Source organism: Haloarchaeobius marinus, assembly GCF_051207415.1.
Taxonomy (GTDB): Archaea; Halobacteriota; Halobacteria; order Halobacteriales; family Natrialbaceae; genus Haloarchaeobius.
This window is the reverse complement of sequence record NZ_JBPKGD010000002.1, coordinates 201,141-219,277: the sequence shown is the minus strand read 5'-3', so window position 1 is coordinate 219,277 and position 18,137 is coordinate 201,141. Positions and strand designations below refer to the sequence as shown.

General features: G+C 66.0%; 20 protein-coding genes. 14 read left to right on the top strand and 6 right to left on the bottom strand.

The genetic code is table 11. The features are described from left to right. The first annotated feature begins 58 nt into the window (after positions 1 to 58). The 4 genes from ACSC1W_RS07185 (at position 59) to ACSC1W_RS07170 (ending at position 5,625) form a co-directional block, all read left to right on the top strand. Positions 59 to 277, top strand: coding sequence for a DUF3311 domain-containing protein (locus ACSC1W_RS07185; RefSeq protein WP_435346252.1), 219 nt, complete (start codon positions 59 to 61; stop codon positions 275 to 277). Beyond that, a complete protein-coding gene (locus ACSC1W_RS07180; RefSeq protein WP_435346251.1) occupies positions 270 to 1,781 on the top strand; it encodes a sodium:solute symporter family protein in 1,512 nt (503 codons plus the stop codon). The genes ACSC1W_RS07185 and ACSC1W_RS07180 overlap by 8 nt, the downstream gene beginning before the upstream one ends. Before the next feature lie 78 nt (positions 1,782 to 1,859). Next, positions 1,860 to 2,750: an HFX_2341 family transcriptional regulator gene (locus ACSC1W_RS07175; protein ID WP_435346250.1), complete on the top strand. Its 891-nt coding sequence runs from the start codon at positions 1,860 to 1,862 to the stop codon at positions 2,748 to 2,750. Between the two features lie 241 nt (positions 2,751 to 2,991). Next, on the top strand, positions 2,992 to 5,625 hold the full coding sequence (locus ACSC1W_RS07170) for a valine--tRNA ligase (protein WP_435346249.1): 2,634 nt from the start codon (positions 2,992 to 2,994) through the stop codon (positions 5,623 to 5,625). Between the two features lie 29 nt (positions 5,626 to 5,654). Here ACSC1W_RS07170 and ACSC1W_RS07165 read toward each other — a convergent pair whose 3' ends face one another. After that, positions 5,655 to 6,500 carry a hypothetical protein gene (locus ACSC1W_RS07165; protein WP_435346248.1) on the bottom strand — a complete coding sequence of 282 codons (846 nt, stop codon included), beginning with the start codon at positions 6,498 to 6,500 and terminating at the stop codon, positions 5,655 to 5,657. Between the two features lie 253 nt (positions 6,501 to 6,753). Beyond that, positions 6,754 to 7,482, bottom strand: coding sequence for a DUF1405 domain-containing protein (locus tag ACSC1W_RS07160; protein WP_435346247.1), 729 nt, complete (start codon positions 7,480 to 7,482; stop codon positions 6,754 to 6,756). A gap of 117 nt (positions 7,483 to 7,599) precedes the next feature. Between ACSC1W_RS07160 and pdxS the strand changes: the two genes are divergently transcribed. Further along, positions 7,600 to 8,508, top strand: coding sequence for a pyridoxal 5'-phosphate synthase lyase subunit PdxS (gene pdxS / locus ACSC1W_RS07155; RefSeq protein ID WP_435346246.1), 909 nt, complete (start codon positions 7,600 to 7,602; stop codon positions 8,506 to 8,508). A gap of 166 nt (positions 8,509 to 8,674) precedes the next feature. Here pdxS and ACSC1W_RS07150 read toward each other — a convergent pair whose 3' ends face one another. From ACSC1W_RS07150 to ACSC1W_RS07140, 3 genes are read right to left on the bottom strand one after another with little or no spacing between them, the layout of a single operon-like run. Next, positions 8,675 to 9,076: a hypothetical protein gene (locus tag ACSC1W_RS07150; RefSeq protein ID WP_435346245.1), complete on the bottom strand. Its 402-nt coding sequence runs from the start codon at positions 9,074 to 9,076 to the stop codon at positions 8,675 to 8,677. Then, positions 9,066 to 9,392 (bottom strand): hypothetical protein, encoded by a 327-nt coding sequence (locus ACSC1W_RS07145; RefSeq protein WP_435346244.1) that lies wholly within the window; start codon positions 9,390 to 9,392, stop codon positions 9,066 to 9,068. Before ACSC1W_RS07145 ends, ACSC1W_RS07150 begins: the two co-directional genes overlap by 11 nt. Positions 9,393 to 9,432: 40 nt before the next feature. After that, positions 9,433 to 10,314 carry a homoserine kinase gene (locus ACSC1W_RS07140; protein ID WP_435346243.1) on the bottom strand — a complete coding sequence of 294 codons (882 nt, stop codon included), beginning with the start codon at positions 10,312 to 10,314 and terminating at the stop codon, positions 9,433 to 9,435. A gap of 104 nt (positions 10,315 to 10,418) precedes the next feature. On the opposite strand from ACSC1W_RS07140, the gene ACSC1W_RS07135 reads away from it, so the two are divergent. After that, positions 10,419 to 11,765, top strand: a complete 1,347-nt coding sequence (locus tag ACSC1W_RS07135) for an NAD(P)/FAD-dependent oxidoreductase (RefSeq protein ID WP_435346242.1) — start codon at positions 10,419 to 10,421, stop codon at positions 11,763 to 11,765. Between the two features lie 73 nt (positions 11,766 to 11,838). On the opposite strand, the gene ACSC1W_RS07130 is transcribed toward ACSC1W_RS07135, so the two are convergent. After that, a complete protein-coding gene (locus ACSC1W_RS07130) occupies positions 11,839 to 12,429 on the bottom strand; it encodes a DUF6149 family protein (protein ID WP_435346241.1) in 591 nt (196 codons plus the stop codon). A gap of 125 nt (positions 12,430 to 12,554) precedes the next feature. Here ACSC1W_RS07130 and ACSC1W_RS07125 point away from each other — a divergent pair, with 125 nt between their 5' ends. The 8 genes from ACSC1W_RS07125 to ACSC1W_RS07090 all read left to right on the top strand — a co-directional run bounded on the left by ACSC1W_RS07125 (position 12,555) and on the right by ACSC1W_RS07090 (position 18,107). Then, positions 12,555 to 13,808 (top strand): NAD(P)/FAD-dependent oxidoreductase, encoded by a 1,254-nt coding sequence (locus ACSC1W_RS07125; RefSeq protein WP_435346240.1) that lies wholly within the window; start codon positions 12,555 to 12,557, stop codon positions 13,806 to 13,808. Between the two features lie 222 nt (positions 13,809 to 14,030). Next, on the top strand, positions 14,031 to 14,957 hold the full coding sequence (locus tag ACSC1W_RS07120; protein ID WP_435346239.1) for a hypothetical protein: 927 nt from the start codon (positions 14,031 to 14,033) through the stop codon (positions 14,955 to 14,957). A 2-nt stretch (positions 14,958 to 14,959) separates the two neighbouring features. Then, positions 14,960 to 15,805, top strand: a complete 846-nt coding sequence (locus ACSC1W_RS07115) for a hypothetical protein (protein ID WP_435346238.1) — start codon at positions 14,960 to 14,962, stop codon at positions 15,803 to 15,805. An 8-nt stretch (positions 15,806 to 15,813) separates the two neighbouring features. Continuing rightward, complete coding sequence (locus tag ACSC1W_RS07110) at positions 15,814 to 15,987, top strand: hypothetical protein (protein WP_435346237.1); 174 nt, start codon at positions 15,814 to 15,816, stop codon at positions 15,985 to 15,987. Positions 15,988 to 16,136: 149 nt separating this feature from the next. Next, positions 16,137 to 16,370 carry a DUF7979 domain-containing protein gene (locus tag ACSC1W_RS07105; protein WP_435346236.1) on the top strand — a complete coding sequence of 78 codons (234 nt, stop codon included), beginning with the start codon at positions 16,137 to 16,139 and terminating at the stop codon, positions 16,368 to 16,370. Between the two features lie 86 nt (positions 16,371 to 16,456). Further along, entirely contained in the window at positions 16,457 to 16,870 is a 414-nt protein-coding gene (locus ACSC1W_RS07100) for a DUF7124 domain-containing protein (protein WP_435346235.1), read from the top strand. Between the two features lie 38 nt (positions 16,871 to 16,908). Further along, on the top strand, positions 16,909 to 17,775 hold the full coding sequence (locus ACSC1W_RS07095) for a DUF7847 domain-containing protein (RefSeq protein ID WP_435346234.1): 867 nt from the start codon (positions 16,909 to 16,911) through the stop codon (positions 17,773 to 17,775). A 47-nt stretch (positions 17,776 to 17,822) separates the two neighbouring features. Next, positions 17,823 to 18,107, top strand: coding sequence for a hypothetical protein (locus tag ACSC1W_RS07090; protein ID WP_435346233.1), 285 nt, complete (start codon positions 17,823 to 17,825; stop codon positions 18,105 to 18,107). The last annotated feature ends 30 nt before the right edge of the window (positions 18,108 to 18,137 follow it).

Below are 18,137 nucleotides of genomic sequence, written 5' to 3'. Positions count from 1 at the left end.
ACGACCCGCCCGACCACCCGGTACTGATTTGTGTGGCCGGAGGGTACGACTCCCCAGAATGAGCATCGTTCGAACCGCCGGCTGGGCACTGGTCGCGCTCGTGCTGGTCGTTCTGGCCGTCCCGTGGTTCCTCTGGGGGAACGGCGACGTCGTCTACGGCCTGCCGGTGTGGCTCTGGTGGCACGTCGGCTGGATGGTCCTCTGTTCGGTCGTCTTCGCCGTGTTCGCACGGACCGACTGGGGCGTCGGCGTCGAGGCGGTGAGTCGCGATGGATGAGACGACCCTGCAGGTCGGCATCATCGGTGCGTACATGGTCGTCACCCTGGTGGTCGGCGTCGTCGCGTACCGACTGACCGACCGGACCGCGGAGGACTACTACCTCGCCAGTCGGACGCTCGGGACCGTCGTCCTGCTGTTCACCACGTTCGCGACGCTGCTGTCCGGGTTCACCTTCTTCGGCGGGCCGAACCTCGCCTTCCTGCAAGGGCCGGAGTGGATACTCGTCATGGGACTGATGGACGGCATCATCTTCGCCGTCCTCTGGTACGTGGTCGGCTACAAGCAGTGGCTCGTCGGCAAGCGCCAGGGCTACGTGACCCTCGGGGAGATGCTCGGCGACCGGTTCGGGTCGACGGGCCTGCGCGTCGTGGTCGCCGGCGTGAGCATCTTCTGGCTGTTCCCCTACGTGATGCTCCAGCAGAAGGCCGCCGGGCAGGCGCTCGTCGGCCTCACCGAGGGTGCGGTCCCGTTCTGGGCCGGTGCCGGCGGCATCACCCTGTTCATGATACTCTACGTCACCGTCTCGGGCATGCGTGGGGTCGCCTGGACCGACACGCTCCAGGGGCTGTTCATGCTCTCGCTCGTCTGGCTGGCCGTCGCGTGGATCCTCTCCACGGTCGGCGGTGCCGGTGCGGCCACCGCCCAGCTCGCGGCGGAACACCCCGACTTCCTCTCGCTCGGCGGCGACTTCTACACGCCACAGTACATCATCTCGACGGCCGTCAGCATCGCCTTCGGCGTGACGATGTTCCCACAGATCAACCAGCGGTTCTTCGCCGCCGGGTCGAAGACCGTGTTGAAGCGGACGTTCGCGCTCTGGCCCGTCCTCGTCCTCCTCCTGTTCGTCCCGGCGTTCATGCTCGGGTCGTGGGCGGCCGGACTCGGCGTCGTGCTGCCCGACGAGAACAGCAACGTCGTTCCGATACTGCTGGACGCGTACACGCCGACGTGGTTCGCGGCGCTCGTCATCGCCGGCGCGCTGGCCGCGATGATGTCCTCCAGCGACTCGATGCTGCTGTCCGGGTCGTCGTACCTGACGCGGGACCTCTACCGGCCCCTGACGGGACGGGTAGACGAGGCCCAGCAGGCGGCCGACAGGCGGGAGATGCTCGTCGCACGCACCGGCGTGGTCGTCTTCGCCACGGGGTCGTTCGCCGCGAGCCTCTACGCCCCGGGGACGCTCGTCGAGATAGGCGAGACGGCCTTCAGTGGCTTCGCACAGCTCTCCCTGCCGGTGCTGGTCTCGCTCTACTGGGACAGGACGACCCGCGTCGGGATGCTCGTCGGCGTCCTCGGCAGCCAGGCGTTCTACCTCTTCAACGTCTTCTTATTCGACTTCTTCTTCACTGCACCCCCCGCGCAGTACTACCTCGGGTGGACGCCGGGCGTCGTCGGGATGGTCATCGGTCTGGTGCTGACGGTGGTCGTCTCGCTCGGGACGGACGCAGCCCCCGGCGAGGACCGGTCTGTGTACCGGGTCGAGGGCGTGGAAGGCGACTGACGCGGACTGCCGGGGCGCGACGACGGGTCGGGAACGCCGAATAGAACGCTTTTGAACGCGTCGCGTGAATGGTCGACCATGCAGACCCACATCGTCCCGGTCGGGTTCGACTACGACCGGCTCATCGCCCCGCTGGTCCGCGACCAGTTCGACGTGGACCGCGTCGTCCTGCTGGAGGGTGCGGTGGGGAGCGAGGCCAACGTCGAGTACTCCCGGAACCTCTCGAAGAAACTGGAGACGGACTTCCGGAACCTGCTCGGTGCCGAGACCGAGCGCTTCGTCATCGAGGACGTCTACGACTACGACGAGGCGTTCGAGCAGGCGTACGACCTCATCAACGACGAACTCGACCGGGGCAACGAGGTCTGGGTGAACGTCGCGGCGATGCCCCGCACCGTCTCGTTCGCGTTCGCGACGGCGGCGCACTCGCTCATGGTCGAACGCGAGGAGGACCGCCAGCAGATCCACACCTACTACACCGCCCCCGAGCGCTACCTGGAGACCGAACTGGCGACGGAACTGCGCAAGCAACGCGACCTCCTCACGGACCTGCTGGAGTCCGGCGTCGAGGACGACCGCGTCACCGAGCGCCTGGACGCCGCGACGGACCTGCTGGCCGAGTTCGACGAGCGCGGGACGACCATCGGTGCGAAGGAGATAGACGGCAGCCACATCGTCGAACTGCCCGTCGCCCTGTTCTCCAACGTCAAACCCTTCGAGGAGGTCATCCTGTTCAAACTCGGGGAGGCCGGCGAGTTCGGTTCCGTCTCGGAACTCGCCGAATCGCTCGCCCGGGAACTCAACGAGGAGTACACCGACTCCTTCCGGTCGAAGGTCATCTACAACGTCGACCGACTGGGTCCGGGGGGCAAGGGCTACATCGAGCAGGAGGAGGTCGGGAAGTCCTACCGGACGCGGTTGTCGCGCATCGGCGAACTGTGGGTCCGGGCGCACTCGGGCGAGGAGTGAGTCGTCGTCGGTCGCGTCGGCCACGACCCGCCCACACACCACCGCTGGCTTTTTATCCCACCGACGACCACGGACCCGTATGGAGCACTCTGCTGTCGCCGTAGTACGTACGTAACGCCAGACAGCGGTGCCCGGCGTTCTCTCGAACTCGCGACCGAGGAGCGGCGGCACCGTCGACGCGGGACTGCATCGATTGTATTAAACGGCGAATCGACCACTGACAGGACAACGAGAATCACACATGCCAGACGGAGACTACGACCCCCAGGCGACGGAGGAGGAGTGGCAGAACCGATGGGTCGACGAGGAGACCTACGCGTACGACCCCGACGAGGAGCAGGTGGACCCGAACACGGTCTACGCCATCGACACCCCGCCGCCGACGGTGTCCGGGAGCCTGCACATGGGCCACCTGTACGGGCACACGTTACAGGACTTCGCGGCCCGGTTCAACCGGATGGACCGCGGCGACGTGATGTTCCCGTTCGGGTACGACGACAACGGCATCGCCTCCGAGCGACTCACCGAGTCCGACCTGGGCATCCGCCACCAGGACTTCTCCCGGCGCGAGTTCCAGGAGAAGTGCCGCGAGGTCTGCCAGGAGTACGAGGCCGAGTTCACCGAGAAGATGCAGGACCTCGGCATGAGCATCGACTGGAACCGCACCTACAAGACCATCGAACCGCGGGTCCAGCGCATCTCCCAGCTCTCCTTCCTCGACCTCTACGAGCAGGGCCGCGAGTACCGGAAGAAGGCGCCCGCCATCTGGTGTCCCGAGTGCGAGACCGCCATCTCGCAGGTCGAACAGGAGGACGCCGAACGACACACGTACTTCAACGACGTCCGGTTCGACCTGACCGAACCCACCGAGGACGGACGCGACTCGTTCGTCATCGGGACGACGCGCCCGGAACTGCTCCCGGCCTGCGTCTCGGTGTTCGTCCACCCCGACGACGAGGAGAACCAGGACCTCGTCGGCAAGACGGCGGCGGTCCCCATCTTCGGCCACGAGGTCCCCATCATCGAGGACGACCGCGTCGACCTGGAGAAGGGGACCGGCGTCGTCATGTGCTGTACCTTCGGCGACCAGAAGGACATCGAGTGGTACCAGGCCCACGACCTGCCACTGCGCGTCGCCATCGACGAGTCCGCGACGATGACCGACCTCGCCGGCGAGTACGAGGGCTTGAGCACCCACGAGGCCCGCGAGGCCATCGTCGAGGAACTCGACGAGGCCGGCTACCTCGAGGGGCGCGAGGAACTCACCCACACGGTCCAGGTCCACGAGCGCTGCGAGACCGACGTCGAGTTCCGCGTCTCCAAGCAGTGGTACGTCGAGATACTCGACCACAAGGAGGAGTACCTGGAGGCCGGCCGCGAGATGGACTGGTACCCCGAGAAGATGTTCACGCGGTACGAACACTGGATCGAGGGGCTGGAGTGGGACTGGCTCATCTCCCGCCAGCGCGACTCGGGCATCCCGTTCCCCGTCTGGTACTGCACCGACTGCGGTCACGAGGTCCTCGCCGAGCGCGAGTCCCTGCCGGTCGACCCGCTCTCCGACGACCCGCCGGTCGACGCCTGTCCGGAGTGTGGCCACGACGAGTTCGAACCGGAGGACGACGTCTTCGACACGTGGGCGACCTCCAGCCTGACGCCCCTCGTCAACGCCGGGTGGGACTGGGACGAGGACGCCGGGGAGTTCACGATGGCCGAACCCGAACTCTACCCGGCCGACCTGCGGCCGCAGGGCCACGACATCATCTCGTTCTGGCTGTTCCACACCGTCGTCAAGTGCTACGAGCACACCGGCGAGGTGCCGTTCGACTCGGTCCTCATCAACGGCCACGTCCTCGACGAGAACCGCGAGAAGATGTCCAAGTCCCGGGGCAACGTCGTCGAACCGGCCCGCGTCGTCGCCGAGTTCCCCATCGACGCGGTCCGGTACTGGGCCGCGAGCACTGCGGTCGGCGACGACTTCCCGTTCAAGGAGAAGGACATCGTCGCGGGCGAGAAACTGCTACGCAAGCTCTGGAACGCCTCGAAACTGGTCCACCACCTCGCGCCCGAACCGGTCGCGGAACCGGAGGAACTCGACGCGCTCGACGAGTGGCTGCTGGCCGAACTCGACGCCATCGTCGCCGAGACCACCGAGCAGTTCCGGGAGTACGAGTTCGCCAAGGCACGAGACAGCCTGCGGACGTTCTTCTGGAACACGTTCTGCGACGACTACCTCGAGATCGCCAAACAGCGCATCGACGAGGCGGAGAGCCAGTCCACGGGGTACGCGCTCAGGACGGCCCACCGGACGTTCCTGAAGCTGTTCGCACCGCTGATTCCGCACATCACGGAGGAGCTGTGGCACGACATGTACGACGGCGTCGTCGGCGAACCCGGGACGAGCATCCACCGCCAGTCGTGGCTCGAACCCCGCGGCTACGAGGCCGACCTGTCCGGCGGCGAGGCCGCGATGGCCGTCATCGGCGCGCTCCGGCGGTACAAGTCCGAGAACCAGCTCCCGCTGAACGAACCCCTGGACCACGTCGCGGTGTACGGCGACGTCGACGGCTTCACCGACGCCATCGCCGGCGTCATGCACGTCGAGGAGTTCGAACTGCTCGACAGCGCGCCGGAGATAACGACGGAGATCGCCGACATCAGTCTCGACTACGCGACGCTCGGCCCGAAGTACGGCGGCAAGGTCGGCGAGTTCGACGCCGCCATCGAGGCCGGCGACTACGAACTCGACGGCGAGACGCTCCGACTCGCCGGCGAGGAACTCGCGGCCGACGAGTTCGAGGTCCGCGAGGAACGCACCTACTCCGGCGAGGGCACGATGCTCGAAGCCGGCGACGCCGTGGTCGTCGTCCGCTGAGGACGGACCGGCGAAGTCCGCAGGGGCGGTTACGACGTATCCTCTTCTCCCACTCCCCGTACGAGGACGCGCTCGGACACGACGAGGACGACCGTCGAGACGAGCGCCATCGCCAGTATCGGGACCTGTTGTGACCGGTAGGCGTCCAGCCGGCCCGCCGCCGCGAGCGCCCGGGTGACCCCGAAGAGCGCCATGAAGTTGTGGAAGACCAGCGCCCCGTACGTCGACCGACCGACGAAGAAGAACAGCCCCGTCCCGACCCCGACGACCGTGAGGAGGGCCATCGTCGCAGGCTGGTCGAACGGGGGGCTGTGGGCGACGTGGTAGAGGCCGAACGCCACGCTCGCCGTGACGAGAGCGAGCGCCGTCGCGAGGGGGCCGGACAGGCCGCGATGCCGGAGGGCCGCCTCCAGTGTCCCGCCGAGGACGACCCAGCAGACCACCAGTTCCGCGATGGAGACGCTGAGGACCTGCGCGAACGCGTTGCCGACGACGACCGGGTCGGTCGACGGCGGGTCCTGGAGGAGGAACGACCCGAGTCCGACGACGCCGGCGACGAGTACAGTGACGGCCGTCCGCACGGGCGGGCCGAACCCGAGGCGGTCGCGGGTCACGAGCCCCGACGCGACGAACTGGCGAACGACCCAGAGGGCAAGGACCGTCCCCACGAGAACGTTCGCGACGACGGCGTACACCAGTCGGTCGGTGGCCGCCTCCGGGCGGAGGAGCGTCCGAATCCGCCCTTCGAGCAGGTACGTGACCGCCGTCCAGAGGAGGTACGTCCCGGCGGCGAGGACGACGGCCCGGGACGGCGAGAGCCAGCGTCGAACCAGGTCCCCGGGACTCCGCCACCCCGTCTTCGGCGTCGCAGCCATGGCCGTCACTACGGGGTGAGACGACATCGTTCTGGCCCCGACGCTCGCCTGTCCGACGGGCGACCGGCGGAAGGCAGACCGGACTGGCCACTTCGTGGGCGTCCTCGACGACCGCCTCGACGTCGGCCGACTGGACGGTCCGATTCGGGTGCGTCCCTACCGGCCATCGCATCAGTATCGATGCGAGGTAGCGCCAGGAGCAATCACACCGGGTTCGATGCGACCGGTCCGGTCGACCGGTCGACGGGCACCGTCACCGGCTCTCCAGTTCGAGTTCCAGTTTCTCCACGCGCGTCGACAGCGCGAGGAACGTCGCCAGCATCGTCAGGACGACGGCACCGGCGGCCGCGATGCGGTGCGGCCCGGGGGTGTGGACTATGGCGCCGCCGACGAGTGGCTCGCCCGGGATGACCGTGTGGTGGGGCGTGCCGACGATTGGGACGAAGTAGTCCACCACGTCGTTGAGTCCGTACCAGAGCAGGGCGACGGCGACCGCCCTGACCGGGAAGTCCGTTATCCTGTGGAGGACGAACCCCTGCAGCACCATCGCGAGGTGACTCCAGAAGAGGAAGTTGTACATCGCCACGTGGGTCTTGCTGAACCCTTCCATGAACGCCAGCAGGACGAACGGCGTCCACGCGCCGAGTTTGAGACAGCCGAAGAACGCCAGGGCGCTCAGGTAGTCGTTCTGGCGGTCGAGTAACCACGCCCCGAACGCGAGCGCGATGAACAGCGTCGCGACCGGACTGTCGGGGACGAACGGCCACATCACGAGGGGTTCGACGGCGAACTGCCCCTCGACGAAGCCCGGCACGGTCGGGTTCAAACCGTAGTAGTAGAAGCCGAAGGCGGTCCCGAGCAGGTTGACGGCGACGACCACCCAGGCGAACCGGAGGCCGAAGTCTTCGATGACCGCCGGGACGGGCGCGACGTACCGCGGCAGGTCCTCACGTTCCGGCGGGTCGGCGAATGGCCACTGCATCGTCACCGGTAACGGATGGCCATCTGAAAGCCGTGACGGTTCCGCCCGTCGACCGGTGCGACCGGCGTCGCGGCGGAACGACACCGGTTAAGTGTAGTCGGACCCAATCACCGAGATATGACCGAGGAGACAGACCTCGAGGAACTCAAGCGCGGGACCGAACTCGTCAAGCGCGGGTTCGCCCGGATGCAGAAAGGCGGCGTCATCATGGACGTGGTGAACGTCGAGCAGGCGAAGATCGCCGAGGAGTGCGGTGCGGTCGCCGTGATGGCGCTCGAGGCCGTCCCGGCCGACATCCGAAAGCGGGGCGGCGTCGCACGGATGGCCGACCCCGCCGACGTGAAGGACATCGTCGAGAGCGTCTCCATCCCCGTGATGGGCAAGTCACGGATCGGCCACCGGAAGGAGGCCGAGATTCTCGAGGCCGTCGGCGTGGACATGATAGACGAGTCGGAGGTGCTGACGCCCGCCGACGACGCCTACCACATCGACAAGCGCGAGTTCACCGCGCCGTTCGTCTGTGGCGCCCGCAACCTCGGCGAGGCGCTCCGACGCATCGACGAGGGCGCGGCGATGATTCGCACGAAGGGCGAGGCCGGAACCGGCGACGTGAACCAGGCCGTCCACCACCAGCGCACCATCAAGGGCGCGATTCGCAAGCTCGAGGGGATGCACTGGGAGGAGCGCGAGAAGTGGGCCCGCGAGCACGAGGCGCCGGCCGAACTCGTACACGAGACGGCAGAGATGGGTCGCCTCCCGGTCGTCAACTTCGCCGCCGGCGGCATCGCGACGCCCGCCGACGCCGCTCTGATGATGTACCACGAGTGCGACGGCATCTTCGTCGGGTCCGGCATCTTCGGCGCCGAGAACCCCGAGGAGATGGGCACGGCCATCGTCCAGGCGGTCAACAACTGGGACGACCCCGAGACGCTCGCCGACATCGCCTCCAACCTCGGCAAGAGCATGAAGGGCGACGCCAACGTCGACCTGCCCGACGAGGAGAAGATGCAGGGCCGCGGCGTCTGAACGGACGGGACGGGACTCGACGAGCCTTTTTATCCGATGACGAGGCCACGACCGGCGTGACCTGACCGTCGCCGTGGTCCGGGACGCGGAGTGCGACGCACCGGCCACGAGTCTCGACGCCGCGTCGCCAGTTCGCCAGCGAAGCCCGGTGACCGGTCGGAGCGAACTACTCCGAGGACACCGAGAGGACGCCACCGAGCACCAGCGCCGCAAGCAGGAGGTAGCCTGCCAGTCCGCCCCAGAGCACGGCGAAGACCAGCGACGGCGCGACGAACGCGCCCACCAGGGCAACGGCGACGAGGAGGGTGACGGCGAGGGGCCGCACCCACTGGCGACCCCAGACGTCCCTGACCGTGGTCTCCCACCTCGTGAGCGCTACCTCGAGCAGGATGGACCCGAGGAACGACACGACGACGAGCGGGGTGTACACGTCGACCTGGGCGGCGAACCCGATGGCGACGACGATAGCCAGCGAGACCGCGGCCACGGTCGCGTCCTCGGCGAGGGTCGTCTCTGTCACTTCGTCGTCCACCGGTACGTCGACGTCGATCGGTCCGTCACAGCGCATCGTCTCGTTCGAAGACCCCCGTGAGGATAAATCCGAGTCCCAGGAACCAGGTCCCCACGGCCACGCCCATCAGCGCGTAGTGACAGGTAGCGGCGACGAGCGACAGCGACCCGGGGTCGGCCGCTGCGACGTGGGCCACCTGCGCGACGGCGGCGCTCGCGGTAGCCGCGTCGCTCGCGAGGGGAACCGCGGTTACGGCGGCCACGGCCAGCGCGACGCTCGCCACGGCGGCTCCCACGCGCTCTGCGAGAACGCCGTACCACCAGATGGACCGGTCGTCGTCGAGGAGTGGGGACGCCGGACTCCGGGTTGCCATACGTACCCATGTCACGTGTTGGCACTATAAATCCACGGTGTCAGCGGAACAGTCGCGCGCCGTCACCGACGGCCGTCTGGTAGGCACGGGCGTCGACCCCGGCGGCGTCGAACGCCTCGACCATCGCACCCGCGACGTGCCGACGGCCCTCGTGGGTCCGACAGACAGCCAGCACGCCCGGGCCAGCACCGCTTATCGTGACCCCGGTCGCACCCGCGTCGAGTGCCGCCGCCCGAGCAGCGTCGTACCCCGTGACCAGTTCCGCCCGTCTCGGGGTGACGACGGACTCGTGGAGGCCACGGCCCACGAGCGAGGGGTCGTCACGGGCCATCCCGATCGCGAGCGTGGCGGCGCTCCCGACCGTCTCGACCACGTCGTCCATCGCGACGGAGTCGGGAACGACCCGGCGTGCGTCCCTCGTCGAGACGACGATGTCGGGGAGACAGACCACCAGCGGGAGCGACGCGTCGACGTGCGTGACGCCGTCGCCGCGGGCGACGGTGAACCCGCCGAAGATGGCCGGCGCGACGTTGTCCGCGTGGGCCGCCCCCGAGACGACGGCCTCGCCCTCGGCGGCGACGCGGACCAGTTCCTCGTCGGAGAGGCCGCGGTCGTAGAGCGCGTTCAGCGCGACGGCCGCACCGGCCGCACTCGCCGCCGACGACCCGAGCCCTGAAGCCGGCCGAACGCCCTTGTCGATGAGAATCCGTGCCGGAGCGTCGAGTTCCTGTGCGACGACGCCGGCCGTGTTCTTGGCCGGGTCCTCCGGGATGTACTGGCTCCCTGCGCCCGTCAACTCGATGGTCGTCTCCGCGGCGCGTTCGACCCGGACCACGTCCGCGGGTGCGTCGAGCGCCAGCCCAAAGACGTCGAAGCCGCTACCGAGGTTGGCGCTGGTCGCAGGAGCGCGGACGGTGAGCATGCCCGTGCCTTCCCGCAGTGTGGCTAAAAATCTAGCGGAGAGAGATGCGACCGCGCCGTCTCACATCCAAAAGACACATCGCCCCTGATGCCGGACGACGTGGTATGACAGTCGGCATCGTCGGCGGGGGAATCGCCGGACTCGCCGCCGCCTACCGCCTCCAGCGCAACGGTCACGACGTTCGCGTCTTCGAGGCGAGCGACGACCTCGGGGGACTGGCCGCGGTGTACGAGACCGCCGGCGACCCCATCGAGAAGTTCTACCACCACCTCTCGAGGTCCGAGGAGACCATCGTCGACCTGGCCGATGACCTCGGACTGGGTGACCGCGTCGAGTGGCGCTACAAGTCCGACTCCTACTACGTCGACGGCGTCGCCCACCCGATGGACAAGGCGTGGGAGATTGCCGCCTACCCCTACCTCTCGCTGTACGACAAGTTCAGGCTCGGGCTGCTCACGATGGAGGTCGACCTCCGGGGCGGCGTCCCCTCGTTCGACACCTACGAGAACCTGGAGGACTTCGAGGACGTGCCGATACGGGAGTTCGTCGTCGAGCACACGACGGAGAACGTCTACGAGTCGTTCTTCGAACCGTTGCTCGACGCCAAGTTCGGGTCCCGCGTCGACGACGTGTCGGCAGCGTGGTTGCTCGGGCGCATCAAGTTCCGGGGCGAGCGCGACCTGCTCCGGGGCGAGCAACTGGGCTACTTCGAGGGCAGTTTCTCGGTGCTCGTCGACGCGCTCCTGGACGCCGTCGGGCGGGAGCACATCAAGACCGGCGCACGGGTGAGCGAGGTCGACACGACCGGCGGGGCGGTCACGTCGCTCACCGCCGAGACGGACGGCGGCGTCGAGACGCACGACGTCGACGCCGTGGTCGTCGCTGCGATGCCGAACGTGCTCGAGGACCTGACCGGCTACGCCTGCGACATCGACTTCCAGGGAACGGTCTGTACGGTCTGGTCCCTGGACGCCTCCCTGACCGACACCTACTGGCTCAACCTGAAGGACGACGCTCGCTTCGGCGTCCTCATCGAGCACACCAACTTCGTGCCCGAAGAGCGCTACGGCGGCGAGCACCTCTACTACACCGCGAGCTACGTTCAGGACCCCGAGGAGGACCTCTGGAACATGACCGACGAGGAGGTGGAGTCGTACTGGGCCGAGGGCATCCAGGACCTCTACCCGGAGTTCGACCCGGAGCTGGTGAACTGGGTCGAGACCGCCCGGAACCCCCGGACCGCACCCGTCTACGAGCGCGGCTACCTCGACATGGTCGTGCCCTACGACCTCGGCGACGAGGTGGCCGACGGCGTCTACTACGCCGGGATGGCCTCCCGCGCCCAGTACCCCGAGCGCTCGCTCAACGGCGGCATCGTCGCCGGCTTCGAGTGCGCCGACCGCATCGCGGACAGGCGCCAGGCCGTCGACCAGAGTCGGGGAGAACGGTGACCGGCGTGGCGGGCGGCTGGTTCGCGCAGCTCGGCGACCCGACGCGACACAACAGACCGCTGTAAGAGATCAGTCAGTTCCCGTCGATGTCCTCCGGGTCGATGCCGGCGTCCTCGACGGAGACGTCCTCGGGTTCCTCGGTACCGCCGACGACGATCTCGCCGTCGGCCGTCTCGACGTACACGTCGTCGGCGAAGCCACCCTCGGCGTGGACGTGGACCGGGTCGTCGAGTCGCTCCGGCGTCGACGGGGCCTCGGCGACGCCCTCGGCTGGTTCGAACTCGCCGAGCGGGTCGTCGATGGTGATGCCGTGGCGCTCGAAGAAGTCCTCGTAGCGCTCGTAGTGAGTCTCCAGTTCGTCCGAGGGGAACTCCATCATCTCGGTCCAGCCGTGGTTGTAGAAGTCGAAGTTCGCCTGGACGTGGGTTATCTCGCGGGCCTCCGCCTCCGGAATGTGGTCGAGGGCGGCGACGTAGGTGTCCATCGTCGCCTCGAAGAAGTCGTCGAGGTGGGTACGCCGCTCCTCGCGGTGGGCGTCGTCGGCCCGTTCGAGGAAGATGTCGGTGTGCATGTCGACGAGTCGCTCCGTGGCCACGTCGCCGACGACGGGGGCCGTCAGTGCCGTCTTGTAGGCGAAGTGTTTGACGTTCTGGCGAATCTTCATCGGTAGGTGTGGCTTGGGAGTGGACCACCAAGAACGTCCCGCCCTCGACGCTCTCGCCTACGTTATTGGGATTTGACACGCGGAGATAGCAACCCACTTTAACCCCCGCACCAAACCCTCGGGACATGACCGAGTCGTACGTCATCATCGGCGACGGCATCGCCGGTGGGTCCGCGGCCAAAACACTTCGCGAGGAGTCACCGGACGCCGACATCAGCGTCCTGACGGACGAAGGTGAGCCCCTCTACAACCGCATTCTCATCAAGGAGTTCGCCAAGGGGAAGATCCCCATGGAGGACCCGCTGTTCCTGCACGACGAGGAGTGGTACGAGGAGCGCGACATCGCCCTCGAACTCAACACGCACGTCACGCACGTCGACACCGAGGACCAGGTCGTCCGGACCCACCAGGGCGACGAGTACGAGTACGACGGACTGCTCGTCGCGACCGGCGGGACGCCGAACCAGCTCCCGGTCGACAACTCCGACGCCGACGGCATCCACCACTTCTGGACCTTCCAGGACGCACGGTCCATCGCCGACCACGCCGAGGCGTCCGAGACGGGCATCGTCGTGGGGGCAGGGCTGCTCGGCATCGACTTCGCCGCCATCTGTGGCGCCCGGGGCATCGAGGCCAACTACCTGATGCGTGGCGACTGCTGGTGGCGCTACGCCCTCAGCGAGGACGGCGCGAGCATCATCCACGACGCCCTGCGCGAACTGGACGTCGAACCGGTGTTCCAGTCTGGCGTCGACCACTTCACCGTCGACGACGACGGGCACGTCACGGGCGCCGTCGACCCCAACGGCGAGGAGTTCGAGGGCGAGTTCGTCGGCGTCTCCATCGGCCTGAACTTCAACACCGAGTTCCTGCGCGGGAGCGGCATCGAGACCGACAACGGCATCGTCGTGGACGAGTACATGCGCACGAACGTCGACGGCGTGTTCGCCGCCGGCGACATCACCCGCTTCTACGACGTCATCCTCGAGGAACACGCCCAGAACGGCTCCTGGGACTCCGCGAAGAAGCAGGGCGCGGTGGCCGCGAAGAACATGGTCGCTGACGACTCCGAGGCCGAGGAGTTCCGCCACGTCTCCTCGTACTCCATCTCGCACTTCAAGGACCTCCCGTTCGTCTCCTTCGGCCACCCCACCATCGGCGACGACGACGCCGAGCGCAAGTACTCCGACACGGAGTGGCGACGACTCACCTTCAAGGACGGCAAACTCATCGGTGGCGTCCTCATCGGCGACCTCAAACTCCAGTCCGCGTTCAAGCGCATCATCCGCGAGGAACACGACCTGACGGGCCAGAAGGACCTCCTGCTCGAGGATGACTTCGACCTGGAGATGCTCGACGCCCCGGCACAGGAGCAGTAACCGGTCGGCAGGGTCGGTTCCAGCCGTTTCTCACTGTCCGTGCGACCGGTCGAGTTCGCAGCCTCGTAATCCCGTTTTTTGTTCTGCCCAGATTCATCAGGGGAAATGCCTGTGGCGAACAGGGAGATGCGGTGGTGGATTTTCGCGAATTAAACCCTGTGTAAAATATTCAAATATGTAAAACCCGATACTATTAAGCTATTGGTATTATCACGTTCAGTTGTGAAACCAAACAGCGATGACGGTACGAGCCGTCGACGGTTGTTGAGCGGAATCGGTACCTTCGGTGCTGTCGGCTTCGGTGGGTTCCCGATTGTCTCCGCCTCAGAAGACATATATCGTCCGACAGTCGAAGACGCGCTTCGTTCTGACGCAGTTCGGTCGTTGACCTCGGCGCTCCCGATGTTGAAAGTGATAGAATCCAGAGCGAAGGGCGAGACCGTCGATCTGAGCGAGGATACGTCACTCGTACTCGATTCTGCAGCGTACCTCACACTTGTAGTCGTCCCCGGTAGAATCGGTGGGAGTTCCGTCGCTCTCCAGTACGCGATGATTCACGACGGTGAGTCATCTGGCAAGGCCGAAGCGTTCCTGGACATCAGCGACGTTGAGGCACTTCCGGGAACGTATCGTCGTCGGTCTTCCCAGACCGACGCTCGCCTCGTCTCGAACGGTGACGATGTCGTCATGTTCCGGTCAGGTACCACAGAAGAACGGGAACAAGTGGCGAACGCACTGGACGTCGCACCCGACCACATCGTCATCGGGACGAACGACGCACTGGATGGATACGTCGTTCGCACGACCGACGGGTCGGAGGTGCCCCTGAACCACGCAGACACCCCGACGGTGATCGTCGAGACGGATACAGCAGCTGTGATGGATGGACGAGAGAACGTTTCGACGACAGCAACGACGCTGACGGACGACGAATTCACCACCATGGGGGAATGTGATACCTGGTGCCTTACCTGTGCCAGTGGTATCTCGGCTGCTGGAGCATGCCTCGGGGCCTGTGCAGGCGTCACAGCCGCAACCGCGTTCCTGGGTTGGGTATCCTGCTTCGTCTGTGCTCAGGGGTCTGGATTGGTCAGCGGATACGCTTGTACCTCCTGTATCGATTGTAAAGGACTTGCGGGGTGGATCTAACGATGAGTCGAGAGACCGATTCTCGTCGACGAAGGAGCATCCTGAAACGCGTGGCAGCGGGTCTGGGGTCGGTATCAGCGACGAACATCGTGTCTGCAAGGCCCGGCTCGGAGCCTTCACTCGACGTCACCCAAGTGCTCCGATCACAAACCGTCCAAGGAATCGTGGACGAACTCCCCAATATCAGCATCGAACGCAGTTCGGTCTCGGCGTCCGTCTACGAGGTTCGTGGGGACCGAATCGATTCGATGACGATTCCGACCAGTGCCGGGGACCTCGTATACGCCGAGGGGGAACGAGACGGAACGCGCGAATCGGCAGCCAATCTCGTCCTCGAATCTGGTCGCGTACAGGCCGAGCTGGCACGCCGATATGGTCGCGCGGTGCTACATTCGGAGGTGTACCTCGCGTCACAGGCTGGTGAGACAACACTGATTCGTGGTCCAACCGAGCGCGAAGAACGGCACATTCGACGTGCGATCGATGCCGGCCGCGACGAACTAGAGGCATTCACGACAGGTGACTCTGAGACATTCCATGTGTTCACCTACACCGATACTCGGTCCACTCGAACGACGCAGGGGCAGGGTCGGGGCAAGGCGATCACAGGTATTGAAAAGTACGCTGTCTCTCCACCGAACGAGGAGGCGTCCGAGTGGCACCGCGTCCCGACGGTCCAGCAATCCTGCGACCTGTCCTGCATGCAATGCATCCTGGGACTTACTGTCAGCACTGCAGGTATAGCTGGGTGTTTCGTCGGAAACTGGATTCTCTGTGCATCGGGGCTCGTTGCTGGCGGCATTATCACAGCGGTCAAATGTCCGGATTGTTACGACTGTGTGACGTAGAAGAACTCATGGATACCAGAGCAATCGTCGCCTCGGTTGTGTTCTCGCTCATCGGAGTCGGAATCGGGTTCGCTCTCGATAGGGAGTATCCACGGGTGATGGATGAACACGGAAGTGTGATAATATTCGCCCTCACTCTCGGTGTACTGGTCGCGGCAGTGCTCTCCCATATACTACGGTAACAGCTACCGGCCCTCGAATCACGAGGGACTCTCGACGCACCGGCCCAGGAACAGTAACGACGGCCGATCGTCTCCGACACTTGCCCTCGGTTACACCTGACCGCGATGCGAATCTTTATCTCCCAATGTGTCATACGTTATCATGGCCCATGTCAGTCAGTGGCGTTACGGGACGACAGGTACGGCTCCGGCGGGTCGAGTCGGTCGCATCGGACGCGACGCTTCGACACGTCGACCAGCTAACCGACGCGGCGTACGACCAGGTCATCAGGCTGGTCGACGACGACGTCGCGGCCACAGCGCTCCCGCTAGCGCCGGAGTCGGACCTCGAAGACGGTGAGATAATCGTCTACACTGACTACTTCAGGGTCGTCGTGAGGTAGCCCCGGAGCGCACCGACTCGACACACCCCTACCCGAGACTTCGTCCAATCGATACCGTTTTCAGCGCGCCGAGGTGACCTTCTCGCATGAACGGCGGGAACAGCGGCACGATGACACTCGCGTTCGAGCTCTCTGCGCTCAAGCGTCTCGACGACCCGGAGGCGGTCTTCGACGACGCCAGGCGCTGGAGCAAGTACGTCGGCGTCGTCTCCGACAAGCCGACGTACGTCGTGACGAACTTCACCCGGAAGAACCGCATCCGGCAGGACTTCTTCTCCGGCCCCCGGGGGAAAGCCGAGAGCCTGGAGAGCGTCGGCGAGCAGTTCGACACCGACCGCCACGTCTTCGTCAGCACGACCGACGACGACGCAGCCCTCGCCGACGAGGTCGGCTGGGAGTACCTCCCCGTCGAGGACGCCGCCACGGCCGCCGGCTGGGAACTCGCCGACCCCGACAACGAGAGCCAGACCGAGGAACCGGTCCGCGACGACTGGCCGTGACGGACAGCTTATTATAGCTCGCTGGGAGATGCCAGCGTATGGACATCGACATCGAGCGGGCGCTCGACGACGCGTTCGCCCGCGCCACGACGCGTGCCGGCGCCACGGTCGCCGCCCTGGTGGCCCTCACGCAACTCGTCAGCGCTGTCGGCATCGACACGGAACAGGCGTTCCTCCAGCGCCGACTGTTCGAGCAACTGGCGCTCCTCTTCGACACGAGCGTCTCGGAACTCGTCGCAGAGACGAACGTCGAGTTCGCTCGCGGTCCGCTCGCACTGCCGGGGTCCGTCCCGCACTGGTACGGCTCCCTGCTCCTGTTCCTCGGTTCCATCCTCGGCATCGTCGCCTCCCTCGTCGCGCTCCGGACGTTCACCGGTGACCGCAAGACGACCGTCGACAGGTCGGCGTTCCGACGGCTGGGAGTCGCCACGCTGAACGCCCTCGTCGGGTCGATCGTGTTCACGTTCGCCGTCGGCACGGGGCTGTTCCTCCTGCTCCTGCCCGGCATCTTCCTGCTGGTGAGCCTCTACTTCTACACGGCGTTCATCGCCATAGAGGACCAGAACTTCGTCGAGGCGTTCCGGTCGAGCTGGGCGCTGACGAAGGGTCGACGGCTCGCCGCGTTCGTCTTCCTCGTCCTCGTCTACGTGGTCAACATCGTCGCGTCGGCCCTGACGACGGTCGTCACCATCGTCTTCGACGGGCTGGCCACCACCGGTGGCACGGGCGCGTTCCAGCTCGGTGGCACCGCCTCGCCGGTTGCCCGACTGCTCTCAATCGGCATCCACAGTCTCGGAGCCCTGTTCGTTCTGGCGCTCACGGCCGTCGTCTTCGACCAGTTCCGCGACCTGCAGGTCGCCACGGACGACGACTTCGACGGCATCGACGAGGATCTCCTCCCGTGACTACCGCGACGCTCGGGTTTTTGTCCACGTAGCCTGACTGTTCGTGCATGGGTGACGACATCACCGTCGACGTGGAGGTAGAGGTCGAGGTCGACGAGAACGAACTCGAGGTCGAAGTCGGCGACGTCAAGACCGCCGAGGCCGAACTCGAGATGGACGGACTCGAGATCGAGGTGGAGGTCGAAGTGGAGGTCGAGGAGGCGGGGGAGGACGAAGAAGCAGCCGATGAAGACGAAGACGAGGGCAGCGAGGACGGCGAAGACGCCGAAACCGACGAAGAAGAAGCCGAAGAAGAGGCAGACGAAGCCGACGACGAGGACGACGAGGAGTGACGCCAGAGCGCGGCACTTTTCCTCCCGGAA

Coding starts and splice junctions, on each gene's coding strand:
- ACSC1W_RS07110 (WP_435346237.1), top strand. CDS start 15,814: ATGGATACCAGAGCAATCGTCGCCTCGGTTGTGTTCTCGCTCATCGGA.
- ACSC1W_RS07180 (WP_435346251.1), top strand. CDS start 270: ATGGATGAGACGACCCTGCAGGTCGGCATCATCGGTGCGTACATGGTC.
- ACSC1W_RS07185 (WP_435346252.1), top strand. CDS start 59: ATGAGCATCGTTCGAACCGCCGGCTGGGCACTGGTCGCGCTCGTGCTG.
- ACSC1W_RS07165 (WP_435346248.1), bottom strand. CDS start 6,500: ATGGCTGCGACGCCGAAGACGGGGTGGCGGAGTCCCGGGGACCTGGTT.
- ACSC1W_RS07130 (WP_435346241.1), bottom strand. CDS start 12,429: ATGAAGATTCGCCAGAACGTCAAACACTTCGCCTACAAGACGGCACTG.
- ACSC1W_RS07095 (WP_435346234.1), top strand. CDS start 16,909: ATGGACATCGACATCGAGCGGGCGCTCGACGACGCGTTCGCCCGCGCC.
- ACSC1W_RS07175 (WP_435346250.1), top strand. CDS start 1,860: ATGCAGACCCACATCGTCCCGGTCGGGTTCGACTACGACCGGCTCATC.
- ACSC1W_RS07150 (WP_435346245.1), bottom strand. CDS start 9,076: ATGCGCTGTGACGGACCGATCGACGTCGACGTACCGGTGGACGACGAA.
- ACSC1W_RS07115 (WP_435346238.1), top strand. CDS start 14,960: ATGAGTCGAGAGACCGATTCTCGTCGACGAAGGAGCATCCTGAAACGC.
- ACSC1W_RS07170 (WP_435346249.1), top strand. CDS start 2,992: ATGCCAGACGGAGACTACGACCCCCAGGCGACGGAGGAGGAGTGGCAG.
- pdxS (WP_435346246.1), top strand. CDS start 7,600: ATGACCGAGGAGACAGACCTCGAGGAACTCAAGCGCGGGACCGAACTC.
- ACSC1W_RS07160 (WP_435346247.1), bottom strand. CDS start 7,482: ATGCAGTGGCCATTCGCCGACCCGCCGGAACGTGAGGACCTGCCGCGG.
- ACSC1W_RS07135 (WP_435346242.1), top strand. CDS start 10,419: ATGACAGTCGGCATCGTCGGCGGGGGAATCGCCGGACTCGCCGCCGCC.
- ACSC1W_RS07140 (WP_435346243.1), bottom strand. CDS start 10,314: ATGCTCACCGTCCGCGCTCCTGCGACCAGCGCCAACCTCGGTAGCGGC.
- ACSC1W_RS07125 (WP_435346240.1), top strand. CDS start 12,555: ATGACCGAGTCGTACGTCATCATCGGCGACGGCATCGCCGGTGGGTCC.
- ACSC1W_RS07100 (WP_435346235.1), top strand. CDS start 16,457: ATGAACGGCGGGAACAGCGGCACGATGACACTCGCGTTCGAGCTCTCT.
- ACSC1W_RS07145 (WP_435346244.1), bottom strand. CDS start 9,392: ATGGCAACCCGGAGTCCGGCGTCCCCACTCCTCGACGACGACCGGTCC.
- ACSC1W_RS07090 (WP_435346233.1), top strand. CDS start 17,823: ATGGGTGACGACATCACCGTCGACGTGGAGGTAGAGGTCGAGGTCGAC.
- ACSC1W_RS07105 (WP_435346236.1), top strand. CDS start 16,137: ATGTCAGTCAGTGGCGTTACGGGACGACAGGTACGGCTCCGGCGGGTC.